The 19,174-nt window shown below is 46.3% G+C and carries 14 protein-coding genes; 7 read left to right on the top strand and 7 right to left on the bottom strand.

Translation table 11 applies throughout. The annotated features are described in order from the left end of the window. Positions 1-112: 112 nt before the first annotated feature. The 3 genes from ABDW33_RS13715 to ABDW33_RS13705 all read left to right on the top strand — a co-directional run bounded on the left by ABDW33_RS13715 (position 113) and on the right by ABDW33_RS13705 (position 3,111). Positions 113-988, top strand: coding sequence for a carbon-nitrogen hydrolase (locus tag ABDW33_RS13715; RefSeq protein WP_343690631.1), 876 nt, complete (start codon positions 113-115; stop codon positions 986-988). Continuing rightward, entirely contained in the window at positions 988-2,037 is a 1,050-nt protein-coding gene (locus ABDW33_RS13710) for an agmatine deiminase family protein (RefSeq protein ID WP_343690630.1), read from the top strand. The genes ABDW33_RS13715 and ABDW33_RS13710 overlap by 1 nt, the downstream gene beginning before the upstream one ends. Before the next feature lie 318 nt (positions 2,038-2,355). Beyond that, positions 2,356-3,111 (top strand): murein L,D-transpeptidase catalytic domain family protein, encoded by a 756-nt coding sequence (locus ABDW33_RS13705; RefSeq protein WP_343690629.1) that lies wholly within the window; start codon positions 2,356-2,358, stop codon positions 3,109-3,111. A 237-nt stretch (positions 3,112-3,348) separates the two neighbouring features. Here the strand turns inward: ABDW33_RS13705 and ABDW33_RS13700 are convergent, their stop codons facing one another. From ABDW33_RS13700 to ABDW33_RS13675, 6 genes are all read right to left on the bottom strand, one after another. Continuing rightward, positions 3,349-4,980 carry a L,D-transpeptidase family protein gene (locus tag ABDW33_RS13700; RefSeq protein ID WP_343690628.1) on the bottom strand — a complete coding sequence of 544 codons (1,632 nt, stop codon included), beginning with the start codon at positions 4,978-4,980 and terminating at the stop codon, positions 3,349-3,351. Positions 4,981-5,065: 85 nt separating this feature from the next. Continuing rightward, the gene (locus ABDW33_RS13695) at positions 5,066-6,211 is read right to left on the bottom strand and encodes a TIGR03364 family FAD-dependent oxidoreductase (protein WP_343690627.1); all 1,146 of its coding nucleotides are present in this window, start codon (positions 6,209-6,211) and stop codon (positions 5,066-5,068) included. A gap of 17 nt (positions 6,212-6,228) precedes the next feature. After that, positions 6,229-7,674 carry an aldehyde dehydrogenase family protein gene (locus ABDW33_RS13690; RefSeq protein ID WP_343690626.1) on the bottom strand — a complete coding sequence of 482 codons (1,446 nt, stop codon included), beginning with the start codon at positions 7,672-7,674 and terminating at the stop codon, positions 6,229-6,231. Next, positions 7,643-8,884: a phosphonoacetate hydrolase gene (phnA, locus tag ABDW33_RS13685; RefSeq protein WP_343690625.1), complete on the bottom strand. Its 1,242-nt coding sequence runs from the start codon at positions 8,882-8,884 to the stop codon at positions 7,643-7,645. Before phnA ends, ABDW33_RS13690 begins: the two co-directional genes overlap by 32 nt. Before the next feature lie 4 nt (positions 8,885-8,888). Then, positions 8,889-9,788, bottom strand: coding sequence for an alkaline phosphatase (locus tag ABDW33_RS13680; RefSeq protein ID WP_343690624.1), 900 nt, complete (start codon positions 9,786-9,788; stop codon positions 8,889-8,891). Further along, positions 9,785-11,044, bottom strand: coding sequence for an aspartate aminotransferase family protein (locus tag ABDW33_RS13675; RefSeq protein ID WP_343690623.1), 1,260 nt, complete (start codon positions 11,042-11,044; stop codon positions 9,785-9,787). Before ABDW33_RS13675 ends, ABDW33_RS13680 begins: the two co-directional genes overlap by 4 nt. 272 nt (positions 11,045-11,316) lie before the next feature. Between ABDW33_RS13675 and ABDW33_RS13670 the strand changes: the two genes are divergently transcribed. After that, positions 11,317-12,597 (top strand): DUF5690 family protein, encoded by a 1,281-nt coding sequence (locus tag ABDW33_RS13670; RefSeq protein WP_343690622.1) that lies wholly within the window; start codon positions 11,317-11,319, stop codon positions 12,595-12,597. On the opposite strand, the gene ABDW33_RS13665 is transcribed toward ABDW33_RS13670, so the two are convergent. After that, the gene (locus tag ABDW33_RS13665; protein WP_343690621.1) at positions 12,568-13,140 is read right to left on the bottom strand and encodes an XRE family transcriptional regulator; all 573 of its coding nucleotides are present in this window, start codon (positions 13,138-13,140) and stop codon (positions 12,568-12,570) included. The two genes, ABDW33_RS13670 and ABDW33_RS13665, sit on opposite strands and share 30 nt — an antisense overlap. Before the next feature lie 52 nt (positions 13,141-13,192). Here ABDW33_RS13665 and ABDW33_RS13660 point away from each other — a divergent pair, with 52 nt between their 5' ends. The 3 genes from ABDW33_RS13660 (at position 13,193) to ABDW33_RS13650 (ending at position 19,151) form a co-directional block, all read left to right on the top strand. Then, positions 13,193-13,573, top strand: a complete 381-nt coding sequence (locus ABDW33_RS13660) for a hypothetical protein (RefSeq protein WP_343690620.1) — start codon at positions 13,193-13,195, stop codon at positions 13,571-13,573. A 73-nt stretch (positions 13,574-13,646) separates the two neighbouring features. After that, positions 13,647-17,996 carry a CusA/CzcA family heavy metal efflux RND transporter gene (locus ABDW33_RS13655; protein WP_343690619.1) on the top strand — a complete coding sequence of 1,450 codons (4,350 nt, stop codon included), beginning with the start codon at positions 13,647-13,649 and terminating at the stop codon, positions 17,994-17,996. 18 nt (positions 17,997-18,014) lie between these two features. Next, positions 18,015-19,151 carry an efflux RND transporter periplasmic adaptor subunit gene (locus ABDW33_RS13650; RefSeq protein ID WP_343690618.1) on the top strand — a complete coding sequence of 379 codons (1,137 nt, stop codon included), beginning with the start codon at positions 18,015-18,017 and terminating at the stop codon, positions 19,149-19,151. Positions 19,152-19,174: the final 23 nt, after the last annotated feature.

Here is a 19,174-nt window from a genome sequence, read left to right as displayed (position 1 = left end):
CAGGCAGGTTGTTCGCTGGAGCGTTTCTGTTAAGGATTCTTTAAACTATTCATTTGTCCTTAAAATTCCGTAAATTTGCCCCTTCTTTTTTTAAAAAAATAAACACTGGTAAATGTCAAAAGTCAAAGTAGGTTTTGTGCAAATGGATTGTACGGCCAATAAGGCGGAAAACCTTGCCAAAGCAATTGAGCAGGTAAAAGTTGCCGCTGCAAAAGGAGCACAGATCGTTTGTTTACAGGAGCTGTTTACTTCCCTGTATTTTTGTGATGAAGAGAATTACGACAATTTCTCTCTCGCCGAGCCTATTCCTGGTCCTTCAACAGATGCTCTCCAGAAAGTAGCTGGTGAACTGGGTGTTGTAATCATCGCCTCTCTCTTTGAAAAAAGAACAGCGGGCCTGTATCACAATACCACTGCCGTACTGGACGCTGACGGGTCTTACCTTGGCAAATACCGTAAGATGCACATCCCGGATGATCCGGCTTATTACGAAAAATTCTATTTCACCCCAGGTGATTTGGGCTATAAAGTTTTTAAAACCAGGTTCGCTACTATCGGTGTGCTCATCTGCTGGGATCAGTGGTATCCTGAGGCTGCTCGTATCACCGCTCTTATGGGTGCAGAAATCCTGTTCTACCCTACTGCGATTGGCTGGGCTACTTCACAGGATGAGGCTACCAATGTGGAGCAGTACAATGCCTGGCAGACTATTCAGCGTAGCCATGCTGTAGCGAATGGTGTCCATGTGGTAAGTGTAAACCGTACCGGTTTCGAGCAGGAAGGTCGTATGAAATTCTGGGGTGGTTCCTTCATTTCCAATCCGTTTGGTACCGTTATCTATCAGGCTTCTCACGAGAAAGAAGAGGTGCATGTAGAGGAACTGGATCTGTCTGTGACAGACAGGTATCGTACTCACTGGCCTTTTATGCGTGACAGACGAATTGATTCTTACGGCAACATCACTAAAAGATTTATCGACGAAGCATAATGAACGGACAACCAACGCTGAAACAGCAGGGATACTTCTTTCCTGCCGAATTCCATCCCCATGTTGCTACATGGCTGAGCTGGCCTCATAAAGAAGCGAGCTGGCCTGGTAAAATAAATGCGATCTACCCTTATTACAGCCAGTTCGTAAAGTACCTGGCCATGAGTGAGCTGGTGCGTATCAACGTGGCAGATGAGGCCATGAAAGCCGCTGCCGCCGCACATCTGCAGCAGGCAGGTGTACAGATGGATAAAGTGGAATTTTTTCTGCATCCTACCAATGACGCCTGGTGCCGTGACCACGGTCCCGCTTTTCTGATCAATCCAACAGCGGCTGAAAAGAAAGTGATTGTAGACTGGGGTTATAATGCATGGGGTGGCAAGTATCCTCCGTTTGACAAAGATGATGTGATTCCTACCCTCATAGCAAATCATTATAAACTACCTGTGTTTCATCCGGGTATTGTGATGGAGGGTGGTTCCGTGGAATTCAATGGTGCGGGTACTGTGCTGACTTCCACCTGTTGTTTGCTGAACGAGAACAGAAATCCGCATCTGACGCAGGCACAGATCGAAACTTACCTGCAGGATTATTATGGTGTAGACCAGGTACTGTGGGTGGCAGAAGGTATTATTGGAGATGATACAGACGGTCATATTGATGATACTGTTCGGTTTGTGAATGAAGATACGGTGCTGACGGTGGTAGAAAGCAATAAGCAGGACGAGAACTATGAATTGTTGCAGGGCAACCTGGAACAGTTAAAAGGCATGCGGTTACTAAATGGCAAACAGCTGAATGTGGTTGAGTTGCCGATGCCGGATGCGGTAGTGTTCGACGATCAGCGTTTGCCTGCCTCTTATGCAAATTTCTATATCAGTAACCAGCATGTGATCGTGCCAACTTACCGTTGTGCACAGGATGATAAGGCACTTCAGATAATTCAGGAGTGCTTTAAGACACGTGAAGTAGTGGGTATTGATTCGACCGAGATCATCTGGGGACTGGGTAGTTTTCACTGCCTGAGTCAGCAGGAACCAGCCGTTTAAAAGTATAATGTTTTTTTATTATAGAAGAGGCGCTGTTGATTACAACAGCGCCTCTTTTAAGTTCAAACACATCCCTGATTTCCGTTATATGACACTATTCCAATGTCATCTAATTGTTAAAAAACTTCAGTGGCCGCTACCGGCCTGATTCTTCCCGATCTGCACCACCGTTGCATATCCCCTGATTGACGTAATCGCCCCGTTCGGAGTCCTACTTTCCTCTTCACATTTCTTTCACATTTTCAGTGGTACCTTTGTGAGGTCCTAGTATTTCAGCAGATTATTATCCTTATTAAAAAAACCTAACTAATTCCTTAGATGAAGAGACCTGTTATTAAGAAAATTACACAGTACACCTTTGCCGCCGGAGTTTTTGCAGTTACAACATTTGGAGTGCTACCATCTACCGGCCACAAGACAACAAACGCTATCGCCATTAACAAATCAGCAGTGAGCAATAAGGCGATGTTGTACGATACACTGGCATTGGATTCAATGGGCTTATCGCGTACCGCTTTTAACTATGCTATTCAGGGTATGGAAAAACTGGAAGCGGAGGGAAAGCTGGCGAATACGGATCTGATCACCATTGTTGACTTCAGTCTTCCTTCCAGTAAGAAGCGGTTGTTTGTGATTGATTTGAAGAACGGAAAGGTGTTGTTCAATACGCTTGTGTCTCACGGGCGTAATTCAGGGACGGATATTGCGACTGCATTTTCTAATTCACCTGAGAGTTTTAAGAGTAGCCTTGGTTTTTATGTGACCGGGGAAACTTACCGGGGAGAGCATGGATATAGCCTGCGACTGCAAGGGCAGGAACATGGGATCAATGATAATGCGATGAGTCGTGGGATCGTGATGCACAGTGCAGCGTATGTAAATGAGAAATTAGCCGCATTGCAGGGGTATATCGGGCGAAGCCTTGGTTGTCCGGCTATTCCGGAAAAAGTACACCGGGCGATTATAGAAATGATTAAAGACGGGTCTTGCCTGTTCTTGTACAGTCCTGATAAGTATTACATGGCACATTCCAGGATACTGGAATCGTTGCCGGTAGATACAACGATTGCTTAATATCAGTTTTTCCGGTTAGGCTGTTTTATTATTTTATTGATAGCATTTTTTTGCTAATCGATCTTCAATTGCCTCAACATCCATTTCCATATATCCGGCAAATGTCCGTTTTTCATCCGCCCTGGCCCCTCTTCATCACACACTCGGCGCTCAATGACACATTATCACGCAACAGACACATCAGAAGATTAGAAGATGCGCAGGAGTATGAAAAGGGCCAGGGGGATGTACGGAACTTTAATGTATTTCAGTAAATAATTTCGCTGCTATTTTGCGGTCATGATCGTAGATATCGTCTACTACGTGCAACTGACCGTCTGACCCAACCCAGGTTGTGTAATAGGTGATCATTACAGGTACGGGGTTCTTCACTCTGACATACTTTTCTTTTCCACTGTTCATTGCACTATCAATTTTTTCTGCTGTCCATTCCGGCTGATCATGCAGCAGGTAATTGGCCATCTTTACCGGGTCGGAGAGCCTGATACAACCGTGGCTATATGCACGCTGATCCCTGTTGAATAATTCCTTTTGATTGGTATCGTGGAAATATATGTCAAAACTGTTGGGAAACAGGAATTTTACCCTACCCAGCGGATTTTCTTTTCCGGGTACCTGTCTGATCACCGGCACGCCATTCCGTTCGCCGGTCACTTCCATATGATGACTTGCCAGATAGCTTTTGTTACGGCTCATAGCGGGTAATACTTCTTCTTTGATAATACTTCTGGGCAGGTTCCAGTATGGGCTGAATACCACCTGATTCAGGTCGCCCGAGAAATTGGTTGTACTCTTACCTTCCTTCCCTACCACTACCGCCATATCGAAATCTTTATTCTTACCATCCCATGCATGCAACATGAACTCAGGTATGTTCACCATAATGAGTCTACCTGATGGAACCGGTGGAATCCAGCGCATACGCTCCATATTGATCAGGATTTTTTCGACTATAGTAATAGCTGGTACATTCATTTCACGTACAAGGGTATCCGTTATTATACCTCTTGGTGTGTGTCCATGAGTAGCTTCAAATTTGTTAACTGCAGCTTCCAGTGCATCGTCGAATACTGCGGTTGTATCCTGTCCCTGCAACTCACCGGTTACCTGCAGGCGATGCTTGATGGCAGCAATGACAGGGCTGCTATCACCTTTTTTATATTTCTTTTTCTTTTCTACGGGAATGCTGTCCCAGTTGCTTTTCTTTGCGATCGCGGTATACTTCTCTAACTCTTTCGTAAGGTCACCATACACATTCTTAATGTCGGTGGAGTGATATCCTTTGCCGGAGATGACTGCATCAGCCATTTTCAGTATATCATTCTTTTGCATGGGCACATAGTGCTCCATCATTTTCACTACATCTTTATCGTCTTTGTGTGCATCGAGGAAGTAGGTAATGAAGCGCTGTGTCAACTGCAGCTCTGTCTTCACGATGTTTGCATCGGTTGCAGAGATAGTTGAATCCGGTTCATTGTTCATGAGGGCATTGAGGCGATATTCAAGGGCTTTGTTGGTTTCGCTGGTATCTACGCTATAATCGTATAAACTGCGGAAGCCGTATGCCTGTTCATCCAGACCGTTGGCATCGAACCATGCATATTCGTAGTTACGCGCATTATAAAAGCTACGCAACCTGTTCGCGAGGTTACTATCCAGTTTCTGGCTGGTGATGAACTTTTCAACATCTTTGGTTTCAAGGAAAAGACCGTTGTACGCGTTTGCAGGGGTGATGTCATTATTCCTGGGGGTAACAGGTATATCATTCTGTGTGGCAGCACCATCGCCGCTCTTTTTATTATCTGTCCCGGATTTACAACCTGCGATCAGGGCGATCGCAAAAGCCGAAAATATCAATGCCTTTTTCATACCGGGAATAAATGCAAAACCTGTGCCTGCGTCCGGGACCGCTATTCACGGCCCCGGATGAAAATAAATTTCCGCACATTGGGTATTAATTCCCATAAAGCACGTCCACACTCTCCTTTGCATACCCCATGCTGGCGGTCATTCCCTTCCCTCCTATCCCGGTACGGATATGGATCTGCGGGGTAATATCGTGTTCAAAGATATTGTGATCGTTATGTTGAGCGTAGAATCCATTCCAGCAGGTGGCGATTTGCCGGCTGTTAATGTTAATGATATGTGAGGCCTCTTCGAGGATCAGTTCATTGATATAATGGTTGGTATGAAAACCCAGATCATCCGACTGGCTAACAGGTGCATATTCGTGGCTGTCGCCGATGATAATGCTATTATCGGTGGCTTGTTTAAATAGAATATGGATGCCCCATTTTTTCAACTCATCGTAATGCTCCGGTGTCTTGATTTTTGAAAATGATGGACAGTGCGTAGCAAAACTTTCATACCTGCGGATAGTGAGTCCCGTGAGGATGTTGCCTTTCAATTGCAGTTCCGGCATCGGGATCGTGCGCAGCATCTGGAGTTTACTTACGATCTGCCCGCTGTTGCTGAAGATATGCGGGAATAGTAGTTTCCCTTCATGGCCACAGCAGATGATGACTTTATCAGATCGGAACTGATTATTGATTGTGACAGTTCCGTTTGATTCGTCGATACTGGTAACTGGTGTATAATATACAATCTGCAGATGGGGATAAGCTTCCTTCAGGTAGGCATGCAGGCGATGAATCATCTTATCGGGTTCTACGCTGATCTCTTCCGGGAAGAAGAGTGCTTCTTTCCCATATTCGGGCTTGATAGCCGGATAGCGTTCCCGGATTTCTGCGGAAGACAATAATTGAGCATTATACCCTTTATTGTCATAATGTGCTTTCAGCTCATGGATCAGTAATTGCTCATCTTCGTCAGATGCGATGTAGACACTTCCGTTTTGTCTGACAGAAATGTCTCCCTTCTCCTGGATGGCTTTATAAAGTGCCAGGCCGGTGAGACCATAATCGAACCATTTATCTGCGAGTCCGGAAGGGACAACCTGTCCGAAGTTGCGTACGGTTGCGCCTATTGGGTAGTTATCTCTTTCCAGCATCAGCACTTTAAGACCTTTTTGCAAAGCATGAAAGGCATGGGCTGTACCGAGGATACCACCCCCTACTATAATCAGATCAAATTGTTGCATATGAATAGTATTACCATTTACCAGGGAAGGGAATAAGTCTTGGTGAAGCTAAAGCTTTTCATGGCTTCAGTGACACCTTCTTTAATACCGAGTCCGGAGTCTTTAATCCCTCCGAAGGGAGAATGTTCGATACGATATCCGGGTACTTCATTGATGTTGACAGTGCCGGCTTTGATATGTCTGATAGCGTACATTGCGTGTTGCAGGTTGTTGGTCACAACGCCGGAAGATAAGCCGTAGGCTGTGCTGTTTGCAAGGTCTACAGCATCTTCCAGATTTTTGACAGACAGCACCGGGGCCAGTGGTCCAAATGCTTCCTGTACAACCATTTCTGCTGAACGGGGGACGTGCGATAACACGGCGGGTTGTAATAACGCGCCCTGTCGGGTGCCTCCTGTTAACAGTTTTGCGCCCTGGGTCACTGCTTTTGCAATTAATTGTTCCAGATGGATGGCGGAGGCTTCGTCGATCACGGTACCTACAATCGTGGCAGGATCGGCAGGGTCGCCACAGGTGTAGGTCTGGGTTTTTTCAACGAATTGCGCAACGAATTCGTCGTGGATATTTTCCTGTACCAGTATTCGTTTTACTGCCGTGCACCGCTGACCGGAGTTCCTGAAGGCGCCTTCGGCGGCGAGGGTAACTGCGAGGTCCATGTCTGCATCATCAAGAATGATGAGTGGATCATTGCCACCCAGTTCCAGGATCACCTTTTTGTAACCCGCGGTGTGGGCAATGCGTTTGCCGACAGCCACACTTCCGGTAAAGGAAACGACGGCAACCCGGGGATCGCGTACCAGTACTTCGGCAACCTCAGATGTAGGCCCCAGCAGAACGCTCAGCATATGTGGCGGCAGGCCGGCTTCATACAACAGTTCTACAAACCGTACAGCAGTCAATGGTGTTTTCTCAGAAGGTTTAAGGATCACGGGGGTACCTGCTGCCAATGCCGGCGCTACTTTATGCGCTACCTGATTCAGGGGATGGTTAAAGGGCGTAATGGCAACAGCCAGGGATACCGGTTCCTGGACGGTGTATATCTTTCTTGCTTTGCCCTGTGGGGAGACATCGCAGGACAGGATCTGTCCTGGTTCCTGTAAGGCGGCAATAGCTGAAAACATGAGTACATCCATGGCCCTGCCGGTTTCATATATTGCCTCCCGGATACAAAGACCCGATTCTGCGCTTATTAAGGCGGCAAATTCCGCTCTTCTCTCCCCAAGTAATCTATGTGCCTTATCGAGTACCTGATAGCGCTCAAAATGGCTCATAACAGACCTTGGTTGCAAAGCGGCTTCGATGGCTGCCAGGGTATCGGTTTCTTTTACGGTAGAAAGGGTACCGATAACGCGGTTGTCATAAGGGCTTCGGATGGTGAGTTGTTCCCTGCCATGTATTATTTTGCCGGCTGCATAGCAATGCAGTGATAAATTATTTGCCAGTTCCATTAATCGTAAAATCAAATACATCAAAGTTGCGGGCATCACCTGCCGCTTTTTGCAGATAGGTCTTGTTCAGCGGGTGAGAAATGAGTAAAGGCACCATTTCTTCGTAACGTCCGCCGTGGGAACGGAGTCCGCTATCGAGTGCAGAAAGATCGTGATGGGCGGGGGTACGGCCCAGCACAACATTGCGGGCAGAGAGCACTACCAGATCACCAATCCTGTCGGCTGGTTGCTCAAGCAGGTGTACGGCAGTCTCCCGGTCATACACTTCCGTAATACCTGGTTGTGACAGTAGCCAGCGGCCTATTTCAGCAGTTCGGGAAGGATCTGCAAGGTGTACTACTACATAAGAGCCCAGTGCACCGTGATGTTTTACATATGGGTCAGTGATGGGACAGATTACCCGGCTGCCTTTCCCGAAATGTTCGTCCAGCAGGGTTTCAACATAGATGACGTTGGGACTGCCGTCGGGAAGTTGTTTTGCATTCATTCCATGGTCTGCTGTAGCGCCGACGATGGCCCCTGCATCCAGCAACCGGCCGAGTTCATGGTCAATGGCAGCATAGAAGTCTAAAGACTCTGGCGTCTCCGGTGCGTATGTATGCTGCATGTAATCAGTCAGTGACAGGTAAAGAAAATCGGCTCTGCCTGCGCGAAGTAAGGCATTGCCAGCCCGGAGGACAAACAGGCTGGCATCTGCACTGTAAATGGCGGGAGCGGGTTGACCTGTCAATTGTTCTACATCATCAATGCCATGCGTGGCAATAGTAGCTGCGGCTGCTTTCTCGGCAGAAAACGCAATTCCCTGCATATTATGAGATAAGATATCGCGCAATTTTTCTTTGGCGGTTACAACTGCTACCTTCCTGCCTGCATTGGCAGCAGCTGCCAGCAGGGTTTCTGCTCTCAGGTACGACGCGGCGTTCATCATCACTTCCTGGTTCAGGGCCGCATCATAAAAGAAGTTACCACAGATACCATGCACGGATGGTGGTACGCCGGTAACAATAGAAGAATTGTTCACGTTCGTAAATGAAGGCAAAGCGCCTCTTACCATTCCTCTATACCCTTGCTGAATCATTTTTTTCAGGTGAGGCATACGGTCAAAAGCCAGGGATGTATCCAGGTATTCATCTGCAGATCCATCCAGGCAGATCACGACAACAGGTGCTGCGGGTGGTTGATAGGTAATGCCGTTTGCAGTAAAGGATAAGGTAGATATAGCCATGTGGTTAATTTTGTGGTTCAGAAAATCCTTCGAAGGCACTCTTTACAGGGCGGCCTATCCAGGCGTATGGTTGTCTGGCATGCAGGGCAAAGGCGATAGTTGCTGCCAGGTCGTAGGTATATACAGGCTGTGTAATTACGTAACCGGGTTTTACATCCTTGCCGGAAAAGATCATGGCAATTTCTGCTTCTTCCGGTGTTGCGCCACCATGGCTTTTACCTTTGCCTCCATGATCGGCGGTAATGATCACCAGCGTATTTGAGGGAACGACTTCCATGATACGGCCGATCAGGGAATCTGTTTTGGCGACCGCCTGATAGTATAACGGAGAGCCGTGGCCGTATTCGTGACCAGCATGGTCTACGTGATCGAAATGCACGAATGCAAAGAAGGGTTTTTCGTTCCTTACGTATCGTATAAAGTCAGTCGCAGTAGAATCTTCTGTGCTGAAACGACGATCGTAATTCACGGCTTTCTTTTCGAAAAGGCGGCCGAAATCATCCCAGTGGTATACAGCGCCGATATTGGCTTTGGGATATTGCTGGTGCAGCACACCAAAAATGGTTGGGAAGATACCTTCTTCATTTGCTACGACAGGTGGTAAGGTATGTTTGTCCCGCTGCCAGTCGTTGTCGGTAATACCATGTTGTTCGGGGCCAGCGCCCATGATCATACTGGCCCAGTTCGGACTGCTGCTGCTGGGCAGAACGGTTCTTACATTCCACTTTACAGCGCCATGGGCGATGAGGTTATGCATGACAGGTGTTTTCGCCTGCTTAATTCCGTCAGGACTCATGCCATCGACGCCGATGACAATGACGTGTTCAATTCCCGTGGGGAATTTCTCCTGCGCTTTCAGGAAGGCTGGTAACAATAAAAGACAGCCAGTCAGTATTTTTTTCATATTGCAGTGATGATGATGTCTAAAGCGTGGTCCATTTCTTCTTTGGTGGTGATCAGCGGTGGGTATAGGGAGAGCACCCTGCCGCTGGAAACCTTGAAACTTAAGCCCTGATCCAGGCATTTGTACAGAACTTTCTCTGCGTTTTCCGTTTCAATGGCCCATAGCATTCCTTTTCCACGGGCGTTCAGTCCTTGTAAACGATTGGCAATATGTTTTTCCATTTCCTTTACATGATCCAGGATCTTATATTCTTCCATATAGTCCAGCGCAGCTAAAGCTGCAGCAGCACCAAGCGGGTTTTTTTCATGGGTATAGTGTCCCAGTGAAATATGTGCGGCTTTATTGAATTCTTCTTTGCACAGCATGGCGGCCATTGGTATCAGCCCGGCACCGAGGCCTTTGCCAAGGACAACAATGTCTGGCACGATGTCGTATTGTTCCCAGGCGTAATGGGTGCCGGTACGGCCCATACAGATGGGGATTTCGTCGAGTATGAGGAGCACGCCATGCCTGGTACATATTTCCCTGAGTCTTTTCCAGTACTGGATGGAAGGGATGATTACGTCTGTGCAGCGAATGGTTTCTGCCACGAGTGCACCGATGTCGCCTTCTTTTTCAATGACATATTCTATGTAGTTGACATAGTCCATTTCATCCTTCCAGATGCCTCTTTGGGTGTCGGGCGGGGGGACATGGATGCTGCCTGTCATGAGCGGACCCAGGTTCTGATGGAACTGGTATTCGCCGCCAATGGAAATGCTGTCCATAGATGCACCGTGAAAGGAGTCATACATGGAGATGGTTTTGTATTTCCCGGTTACAACACGGGCCAGTTTCAATGCGATGCCAATGGCGGAGGTGCCACCCGGCGCAAATAATACCCTGCTTAAGTCTCCTGTAGTCAGTCTTTCCGCCAGCTGTATAGCTGGTACATTGGTAAACCTTCTGGGAGAAAAAGCAAGGGTATCCATCTGCGCTTTCACCCTGTCCGTAATATATTTATTCTGGTAACCCAGCTGATGGACGCTGTTACCATGAAAATCCATATAGCGTTTGCCCTGCTGGTTAATGATGTAGATACCTTCTGCTGACGAAAGCACATCCATGCACGGTGTAGAGAGCGATTGATGCAGGAATGCCTGCGCGTCGGCCTTCAACAAGTTACTGGTGGCGACATCAATGTGCCGGCTCATCCATTGCTGACGATTTTCGGAGAGGTTGATGTCTCCTTCTTTTGCTGAAAATTCTGCTTCCATACCGGACAAATATCGAAAAGAAATAGTTTAGTCCAGCTTAACAAATTGTTAAGTATTAGTAAAACGAAGATAGTATTTATATTTTACTAATACTAAACAATTGTGAATTGGGGTGTTTTCTATATTCTGACACTAATAAATCGATATTACAACTGGATATTTAATGAATTTCAGTATTATCTGGTAAAAAAGACTTAATTTATAATTAATATTCCCTTAACCTAACTGCCGGTTTTGTAAAATATATTTACAAATATTAAACTTTCTAACCTATGCATCGTTTGCTCAAAAATGCCTCCGGCCCCTGGTTCACCATCTGGTGTCTGATTGCTTCTTTTGGCACATATTTCTGTATGTATGCCTTTCGTAAACCGATGTCTACAGGTTTGTATGCAGAGTATACCTTATTTGGAATGGGCTACAAGTCGATTCTTATCCTATCACAGGTACTTGGGTATATGACTTCGAAGTTTATAGGCATTAAGGTTATTTCAGAGCTCCGCCCTGCCAGCAGGGTAAAACTTATCATTGGTTTAGTCGGTTTCGCTGCGATTGCGCTCTTATTTTTTGGCCTGGTGCCTTATCCCTATAATTTCATTTTCCTATTTTTTAATGGTTTACCATTGGGTATGATCTGGGGTGTTGTTTTTAGTTTTCTGGAAGGACGCAAATACACGGAAGTGCTATCGATAGGTCTGAGTATTAGTATTATTGCTGCCAGTGGCATATTAAAAACCACCTACCTGGAAGTACATAGCCTGTTTCCTCATATTTCAGAATTCTGGTTACCGTTTACTATAGGGGCAATTGCTTTCCCTTTCTTTTGCTTCTTTGTATGGATGCTTTCTGTCATTCCAGCACCCTCGGAATCCGACAAGCTATTGCGTGCAGAACGACCGCCTATGACACAGGCAGATAAAACCAATGTGCTGCGTCAATATGGTCCGGGCATCGTATGCATTATGATTGTGTATTGCATGTTGGCTACTATGCGGGATTTCCGGGATAATTTCTCTGTAGAGATATGGAATGAGCTGGACGCACACTGGAGTAAAACTGTACTGGCACAGACGGAAGTATTATGTAGCATTTTTGTACTTGTCGCAGTGGGCGCGCTTAGCCTGATCAAAAATAATGAGAAGGCATTTCATGCGACGCTGGGATTAATCATCGCAGGTGTTGCTATGGGTGGTATCAGTACATTATTGTATCATATACACCTGATCTCAGGATTTAGCTGGATGTTATGGCTGGGCGTGGGATTATTCCTGGCTTATGTACCGGTTCAGGTCGCCCTGTTTGAAAGAATGATCGCGCTTTTTCAGATCCGCGCCAATGCGGGATATTTTGTATATCTCTGCGACGCATTAGGCTATCTTGGTAGTGTTGGTATACTTTTCTATAAAGAATTCTTTGCAAAAACGGTGAAGTGGTCAGATACGATGGCACAGTTCAGCTGTGTGATGACTATAGGAGGTGGAATACTCTTATTTACCTGTGTTTTATTTTTTAAAAAACTCTTGTTAGATAAAAAAGTAGGCTACCAGAATTAAGGCGGTATCTTCGCCGATGTTTGCCGGCCGATGTCCCTGCCTGCCATCAAAAAAGATGGAGTCACCTGCGTATAAGGTATGCTTCTCGTTGTTGATCAGGTACTCGACGGTACCCTGTACTATATATTTATATTCATAGGCCTCCGTTCTGACCATATTACTTCTCTTCGCTCCCGGCTTCAGTTCCAGCATCACAATATCCACCGGGAAATTTTTCAGGTTCCGCGTCATAATGCGCTTGTACCTGAAGCCTTTTGTCTTTTCCTTTTCAAATTCGTAGTATTCTTCACTCCGCTTCACAATTACATGTGATGCGGTGGCTTGCTGCTCGATACCTTTGAAAAATTCATTCAGGTCCAGATCCAGCGAAGTAATAATATTCATCAATACCAGCAGAGAAGGAATGGTACGGTTATTCTCAATCTGCGAAATTAATCCCTTGCTTACTTCTGCCTTGCTCGCCAGTTCCTGTACTGTGATCCCTTTAGCTTTACGAATCTCTTTAATCTTGTTTCCGATTTGTATCAGTATATCTTCCTGCATAATATAAGATAAGACTTCGAAGTAAAGATAGAATTTTTATCTTTGCCCCGTCGTGGGAAAATTACACCTCTACATATTAATGGGTCTCTTTACGTTGCACACCATCTCCTTTGATCAGCTAATGAAGCTGCCGGTGTTGGTGATGCACTACGTTGAGCATCGTGCACAGGATGGAAATCTGAGTGTGGTGCAGTTTCTTTCCATGCACTATTGGGGACAGGACATTAATGACGATGACCAGGATCGCGACGACCAGTTACCCTTTAAGAAAGTAAGCAGCACCACCGTTCATCAGGTATTCACACCGCTTGCCAGAATTACCTATCTCAAAGTACAGGCAGTGGCCAACATAGATATCCAATACCCTGAGCCAGATGAAGATCTGCTTCCCAATCCGGCTACCAGTGAACTTTTCCGTCCTCCGCGGGCATAATCTCTTCTTACATATTACTTAGCTAAGGAAGGCTCCCTTCCTTCAATTTCTATTTGATCGAATCTGATATACTATGCTAAATAAAATAATTAGCTTTTCTGTAAAGAATAAGCTGATCATTGGGCTATTTGTTATTGCCCTCATCGGTTGGGGGACTTACGAAGTGACCCGTTTACCCATTGATGCAGTTCCTGATATTACGGACAACCAGGTACAGGTGATCACGGTATCTCCCGCCCTTGGCGCACCCGATGTGGAGCGACTCATCACCTTCCCTATTGAACAGTCCTGCAGTAATATTCCTGGTCTGAAACAACTGAGAAGCTTTTCCCGCTTTGGTCTTTCCCTCGTTACCATCGTATTCAATGATGAGACTGATATTTACTGGGCGCGTCAGCAGATCGCCGAGCGGCTTGCACAGGTACAGGATGCCATTCCTGATGGCATAGGAAAACCAGAAATGGCACCGGTAACTACCGGTCTTGGTGAGATTTATCAATACGTGGTCAGGCCTAAGAAAGGGTATGAAGGGAAGTATACGGCCATGGATCTTCGTACCCTGCAGGACTGGACCGTACGCCGTTTGCTATTAGGTACGCCGGGTGTTGCCGATGTAAGTAGTTTTGGTGGGGAACTGAAACAGTATGAAATCGCTGTACGTCCTGAACAACTCAAAGCATATGGTGTCAGTATTGCCGATGTATTTGACGCACTGGAAAAGAATAACCAGAATACCGGCGGAGCCTATATTGAAAAAGGACCAACCGTACTGTATATCCGGAGCGAAGGTCTTACAGGTAGCCTGGCTGATATAGCAAAGATCGTAGTAAAGAACCTGAGCAATGGTGTCCCCCTGCTGATTCGCGATGTGGCGGAAGTGCACCTGGGGGCCGCAACCAGATATGGTGCCATGTGTTTTAATCAGGAAGGTGAAGTGGCAGGTGCCGTAGTGATGATGTTGAAAGGTGAGAACTCTTCCGTCGTTATTAAAAGGGTAAAAGACAAGGTAGCGGAAATTCAGCAGGCACTTCCGGAGGGGGTAGTCATAGAGCCGTTCCTGGATCGTACCAAGATGGTGAATAATGCGATTGAGACGGTAGAGCATAACCTGATGGAAGGTGCTCTGATCGTAGTATTCGTACTGGTGTTCTTCCTGGGGAATATTCGTGCAGGTTTGATTGTGTCTTCGGTGATTCCGCTTTCTATGCTGTTCGCCATTATCCTGATGAACAAATTTGGTGTAGGTGGTAACCTGATGAGCCTGGGCGCTATTGACTTTGGATTAATTGTAGATGGTACAGTCATCGTGGTGGAGGCTATCCTGCACCGGTTCTCGCATTCAAAGCACTTCAGGTCTGCCGGTCTTATTTCACAGGAGCAAATGGATAAAGAAGTGAATACCAGTACCGGATTAATGATACGTTCTGCGGTATTCAGCCAAATCATCATCCTCATTGTTTATTTCCCCATTCTTTCCCTACAGGGTATCGAAGGTAAGATGTTCAAGCCGATGGCACTGACTGTTGCTTTTGCAATTTTAGGCGCTTTCCTGCTGTCTATTACATATGTGCCGATGATGAGTGCCTTGTGTCTTAATAAGAAGATCTCCCATAAACCGACACTTGCGGATAAAATGATGGCGCGGCTGGAGCGCTTTTATCAGCCGTTGCTGCGACGTGTCATGAACTTTCCGCGGACAATTATTTTTACTATTTGTGTATTGATGGTACTGGCGGTTGTTATTTTGGGGCAAATGGGTGGTGAATTCATTCCTCAGCTGGAAGAAGGTGACTTCGCTGTAGAAACCCGCCTGCTTACAGGTAGTAACCTGAAAACAACGATTAAGGCTACACAACAGGCTTCCGGGATCTTATTGAAAGGGTTCCCTGAAGTAGAAAAGGTCGTTACCAAGATTGGTAGTGCGGAAATTCCTACCGATCCGATGCCGCTGGAGGCGGCGGATATGATGGTAATTCTGAAAGATAAAAAAGAATGGACGTCAGCGAAATCATTTCCTGAATTGTCGCAGAAGATGACGGAAGCACTGTCTGTCGTACCGGGTATCAGCGTAGGCTTCCAGTTCCCCGTCCAGATGCGTTTCAATGAACTGATGACCGGTGCCCGCCAGGATGTGGTGTGTAAGATCTTTGGCGAAGACCTCGATTCGCTGGCGATCTATGCAAATAAACTGGGTGAAGTGATCCATACAGTGAAAGGTGCAGTGAATCTCTATGTAGAGAGCGTGACGGGGATGCCACAGATAGTGATCAATTACAACCGCGATGCTATGGCCCGCTATGGATTGAATGTGAGCGATATTAACAGAGTCGTTAATACGGCCTTTGCCGGTCAGAGCGCAGGTGTTGTATATGAAGGAGAGAAACGTTTTGATATGGTGGTTAGGTTAGCCGGCGAAGCGAGACAGAATATTGCTGATGTTGAGAATCTGTTGGTCCCCGCATCAAATGGGGTACAGATTCCCCTGTACCAGGTTGCGGAGATCAAAGAGATCGAAGGACCGAACCAGATTCAGCGTGAGAATACCAGGCGCCGTATCATTGTAGGGTTCAACGTCAATGGTCGCGATGTGCAGACAATTGTTACAGAACTGCAACAGAAAGTAGCCGCACAGATGAAGCTACCGCTGGGTTATTCTATTGTATATGGTGGTGCTTTTGACAACCTGACAGGTGCGAAGCAACGCTTATCTATTGTAGTCCCGATTGCTTTACTCCTTATTTTCCTGTTGCTGTATTTTGCTTTTTCTTCTATTAAGCAGGGCTTACTGATTTATACAGCCATTCCGTTGTCTGCGATCGGGGGTGTTTTTGCCTTGTGGTTGCGCGACATGCCGTTTAGTATTTCTGCCGGTGTAGGTTTCATTGCGCTTTTTGGAGTAGCGGTATTGAACGGGATACTGTTAGTGAATGAATTTAACAGGTTGAAGAAGGACGGTTGGCATGATGTACGTCGTATCGTGATCCACGCGACTAAATCCAAACTACGTGCAGTATTGATGACTGCATTGGTGCCATCTCTGGGCTTTATCCCGATGGCTGTGAGCGCAGGTGCGGGTGCTGAAGTACAAAAACCACTGGCTACGGTGGTGATTGGCGGTTTGATCATATCTACTATGTTGACACTTTTTGTATTGCCGGTGTTATATATTCTTTTTGAAAAAGGATTTCGCTATTATAAGAAACCTGCTGCAGTGATTATTTTATTATTGGCAGTGGCCGGCTTACATGCCCAGCAAAAGGTAGGCTTGCAGGAATCGCTGGATCTGGCAGTCAGAAATAATCTAAACGTCAAAGCGGCTAAATCTGGTGAAGATTATTATGCCATGCTACGTAGGAGTAATTTCAATCCGGAGAAAACAGAGATTGGCTTTGAATACGGCCGGATTAACAGTATGGCCAATGACAACAGGTTTACTATCTCCCAGGGTATTGAATTTCCCACCGTTTACAAACGGCAGCGTGACCTGGGCATTGCCCACTGGCAAATCAGCCAGGCGAATACCCGTCGTGCAGAAAATGAGGTGAAGGCGCAGGTAAAATCCACTTTCTATCTTTTGCTGGCATTGCAGGAGAAGCAACGCCTGTTAAAAGAAGCAGATAGCATTTATGCGGCCTTCGTGATCAAGGCCACCATACGTTTTAAAACAGGTGATACCGACGCCCTGGAGAAGGCAACGGCAGAGAACCAGCGCTTGCAGATCGCTTCCCAACTTGCTATTCTCAACACCGATTATCATTCAGCCCTGAGGTTATTTGGCGTGTTATTGAATAGCAATACACCCGTAGTACCAGCCAGTGATAGTCTCATATATCACCTGGCTTTCCTGCCTGACAGCAATAGTCTGGATAACGCTCCTCTCCTGCAGCTGGAACAGTGCCAATTGGATGCTACCAGTGCCGCCTACAAACTGGAAAAGAGCAGAATGTTGCCTTCTTTCAACCTGGGTTATGCCAACAGTAGCATTATTGGCTACCAGAATGTAACGGGCACAGAGATGTATTATGGGAGAGGTAGCCGGTTTTCTGCTGTAAGTGCGGGTATTGGTATTCCCATTTTCGGTGGAGCACAACGTGCGCGTATTAAAGCAGGAAGTATCCTTATCCGGCAGCAGGAACAAATCCTGAACGCCAATAAACAGCAACTGGATCAGGAGCTGAGCCGGGCCGTAAATAACTATCATCGCTACCAGGAATTGTTGCGGACATACACCGCTGTACAATTGCCGAATACAGGTATCCTGATTGAAGGGGCTAACAAACGCCTGAACAGTGGTGAAACCAGCTACCTGGAATGGACAATCCTGATCAATCAGGCCATTGAGACGCGCAGTAACTACTACAACCTAATCATAGAGCTGAACAATGCTGCTTTTGATATTGAGAAAATCAGCGGAATTAATTAACTCATTTAAATACTCATCATGCGGAATATATTAATCGTTCTGGCAGGCTCACTCATCATCATGGCCGGCTGCCACTCACCAGCTGAGAACAAAGAAACGGCGAAAGAGGAAACTGCAGACAGCAGTGGTAACACCGTGCAGCTGACTGACATCCAGGTAAAAAATGCTGGTGTGATCACCGGCAAACCTGAGCTCAGACAGATGCATACTTCTCTGAAGGTAAATGGAGTCATCGACGTGCCTCCACAGAACCTGGTATCTATCAGTATTCCGCTCGGAGGTTACCTGAAGACCATGACCCTGTTACCTGGTTTGCAGGTAAAGAAAGGCCAGGTACTGGCAGTGCTGGAAGATCCGCAGTATGTGCAGTTGCAGGAGGATTACCTGGTAGCACAAAGTAAACTGCGCTTTCTGGAAGCAGATTATAAACGCCAGCAGGAGTTGAATCAGTCCAAAGCCAATAGTGATAAGGTATTGCAACAGGTAAAAAGCGACTATGAAAGTCAGCAGGTAATCGTACGTTCGCTGTCAGAAAAACTGCACCTGATCAATATTAATCCTGCTACATTGCAATCTTCGACTATCAGCAGGCAGATCAGCATACTGGCACCGATCAGCGGTTTTGTAAGCAAGGTGAATGTGAACACAGGGAAGTATGTAGCACCAACTGATATATTATTTGAATTGATGGATCCGAAAGATCTTCATTTGAGTCTGACGGTATTTGAGAAAGACCTGTCACAGATCAGTCCCGGTCAGGAAGTAGTCGCGTGGACGAACAATAGCGACGAGAAGTACGAAGCAGAGGTACATTTTATTACACAGGGGGTCGATGAAACACATGCAGCAGAAGTACACTGTCACTTAAAAAAGTATGATAAACGTCTGGTTCCTGGTATGTTCATGAATGCTGAAATAGCGCTGAACAATGCGAGGGTAAAGGCATTGCCGGATAATGCCATCGTGAAATGGCAGGGTAAGAATTTCGTATTCAAAGCGGAGACGGGTAATATGTATGCTATGTTACCTGTAGAAATTGGCGCGCATACTGCCGGCTTTACGGAAATAAAAACAGATTTGCCGGAGGGAAACTATGTGATAGACAATGCCTACCCTGTTTTGATGAAAATGAAGAATAGCGGAGACGAAGAATAGTGCCGGAAGGGACTGGCGGGATA

The sequence above is a fragment of the Chitinophaga sp. genome (genome assembly GCF_039596155.1).
Classification (GTDB): Bacteria; Bacteroidota; Bacteroidia; order Chitinophagales; family Chitinophagaceae; genus Chitinophaga.
Note: the sequence above shows the minus strand (reverse complement) of the source record. Positions and strands in the feature narration are given on the sequence as shown.

Coding starts and splice junctions, on each gene's coding strand:
- ABDW33_RS13715 (WP_343690631.1), top strand. CDS start 113: ATGTCAAAAGTCAAAGTAGGTTTTGTGCAAATGGATTGTACGGCCAAT.
- ABDW33_RS13710 (WP_343690630.1), top strand. CDS start 988: ATGAACGGACAACCAACGCTGAAACAGCAGGGATACTTCTTTCCTGCC.
- ABDW33_RS13705 (WP_343690629.1), top strand. CDS start 2,356: ATGAAGAGACCTGTTATTAAGAAAATTACACAGTACACCTTTGCCGCC.
- ABDW33_RS13700 (WP_343690628.1), bottom strand. CDS start 4,980: ATGAAAAAGGCATTGATATTTTCGGCTTTTGCGATCGCCCTGATCGCA.
- ABDW33_RS13695 (WP_343690627.1), bottom strand. CDS start 6,211: ATGCAACAATTTGATCTGATTATAGTAGGGGGTGGTATCCTCGGTACA.
- phnA (WP_343690625.1), bottom strand. CDS start 8,884: ATGGCTATATCTACCTTATCCTTTACTGCAAACGGCATTACCTATCAA.
- ABDW33_RS13680 (WP_343690624.1), bottom strand. CDS start 9,788: ATGAAAAAAATACTGACTGGCTGTCTTTTATTGTTACCAGCCTTCCTG.
- ABDW33_RS13675 (WP_343690623.1), bottom strand. CDS start 11,044: ATGGAAGCAGAATTTTCAGCAAAAGAAGGAGACATCAACCTCTCCGAA.
- ABDW33_RS13670 (WP_343690622.1), top strand. CDS start 11,317: ATGCATCGTTTGCTCAAAAATGCCTCCGGCCCCTGGTTCACCATCTGG.
- ABDW33_RS13665 (WP_343690621.1), bottom strand. CDS start 13,140: ATGCAGGAAGATATACTGATACAAATCGGAAACAAGATTAAAGAGATT.
- ABDW33_RS13655 (WP_343690619.1), top strand. CDS start 13,647: ATGCTAAATAAAATAATTAGCTTTTCTGTAAAGAATAAGCTGATCATT.
- ABDW33_RS13650 (WP_343690618.1), top strand. CDS start 18,015: ATGCGGAATATATTAATCGTTCTGGCAGGCTCACTCATCATCATGGCC.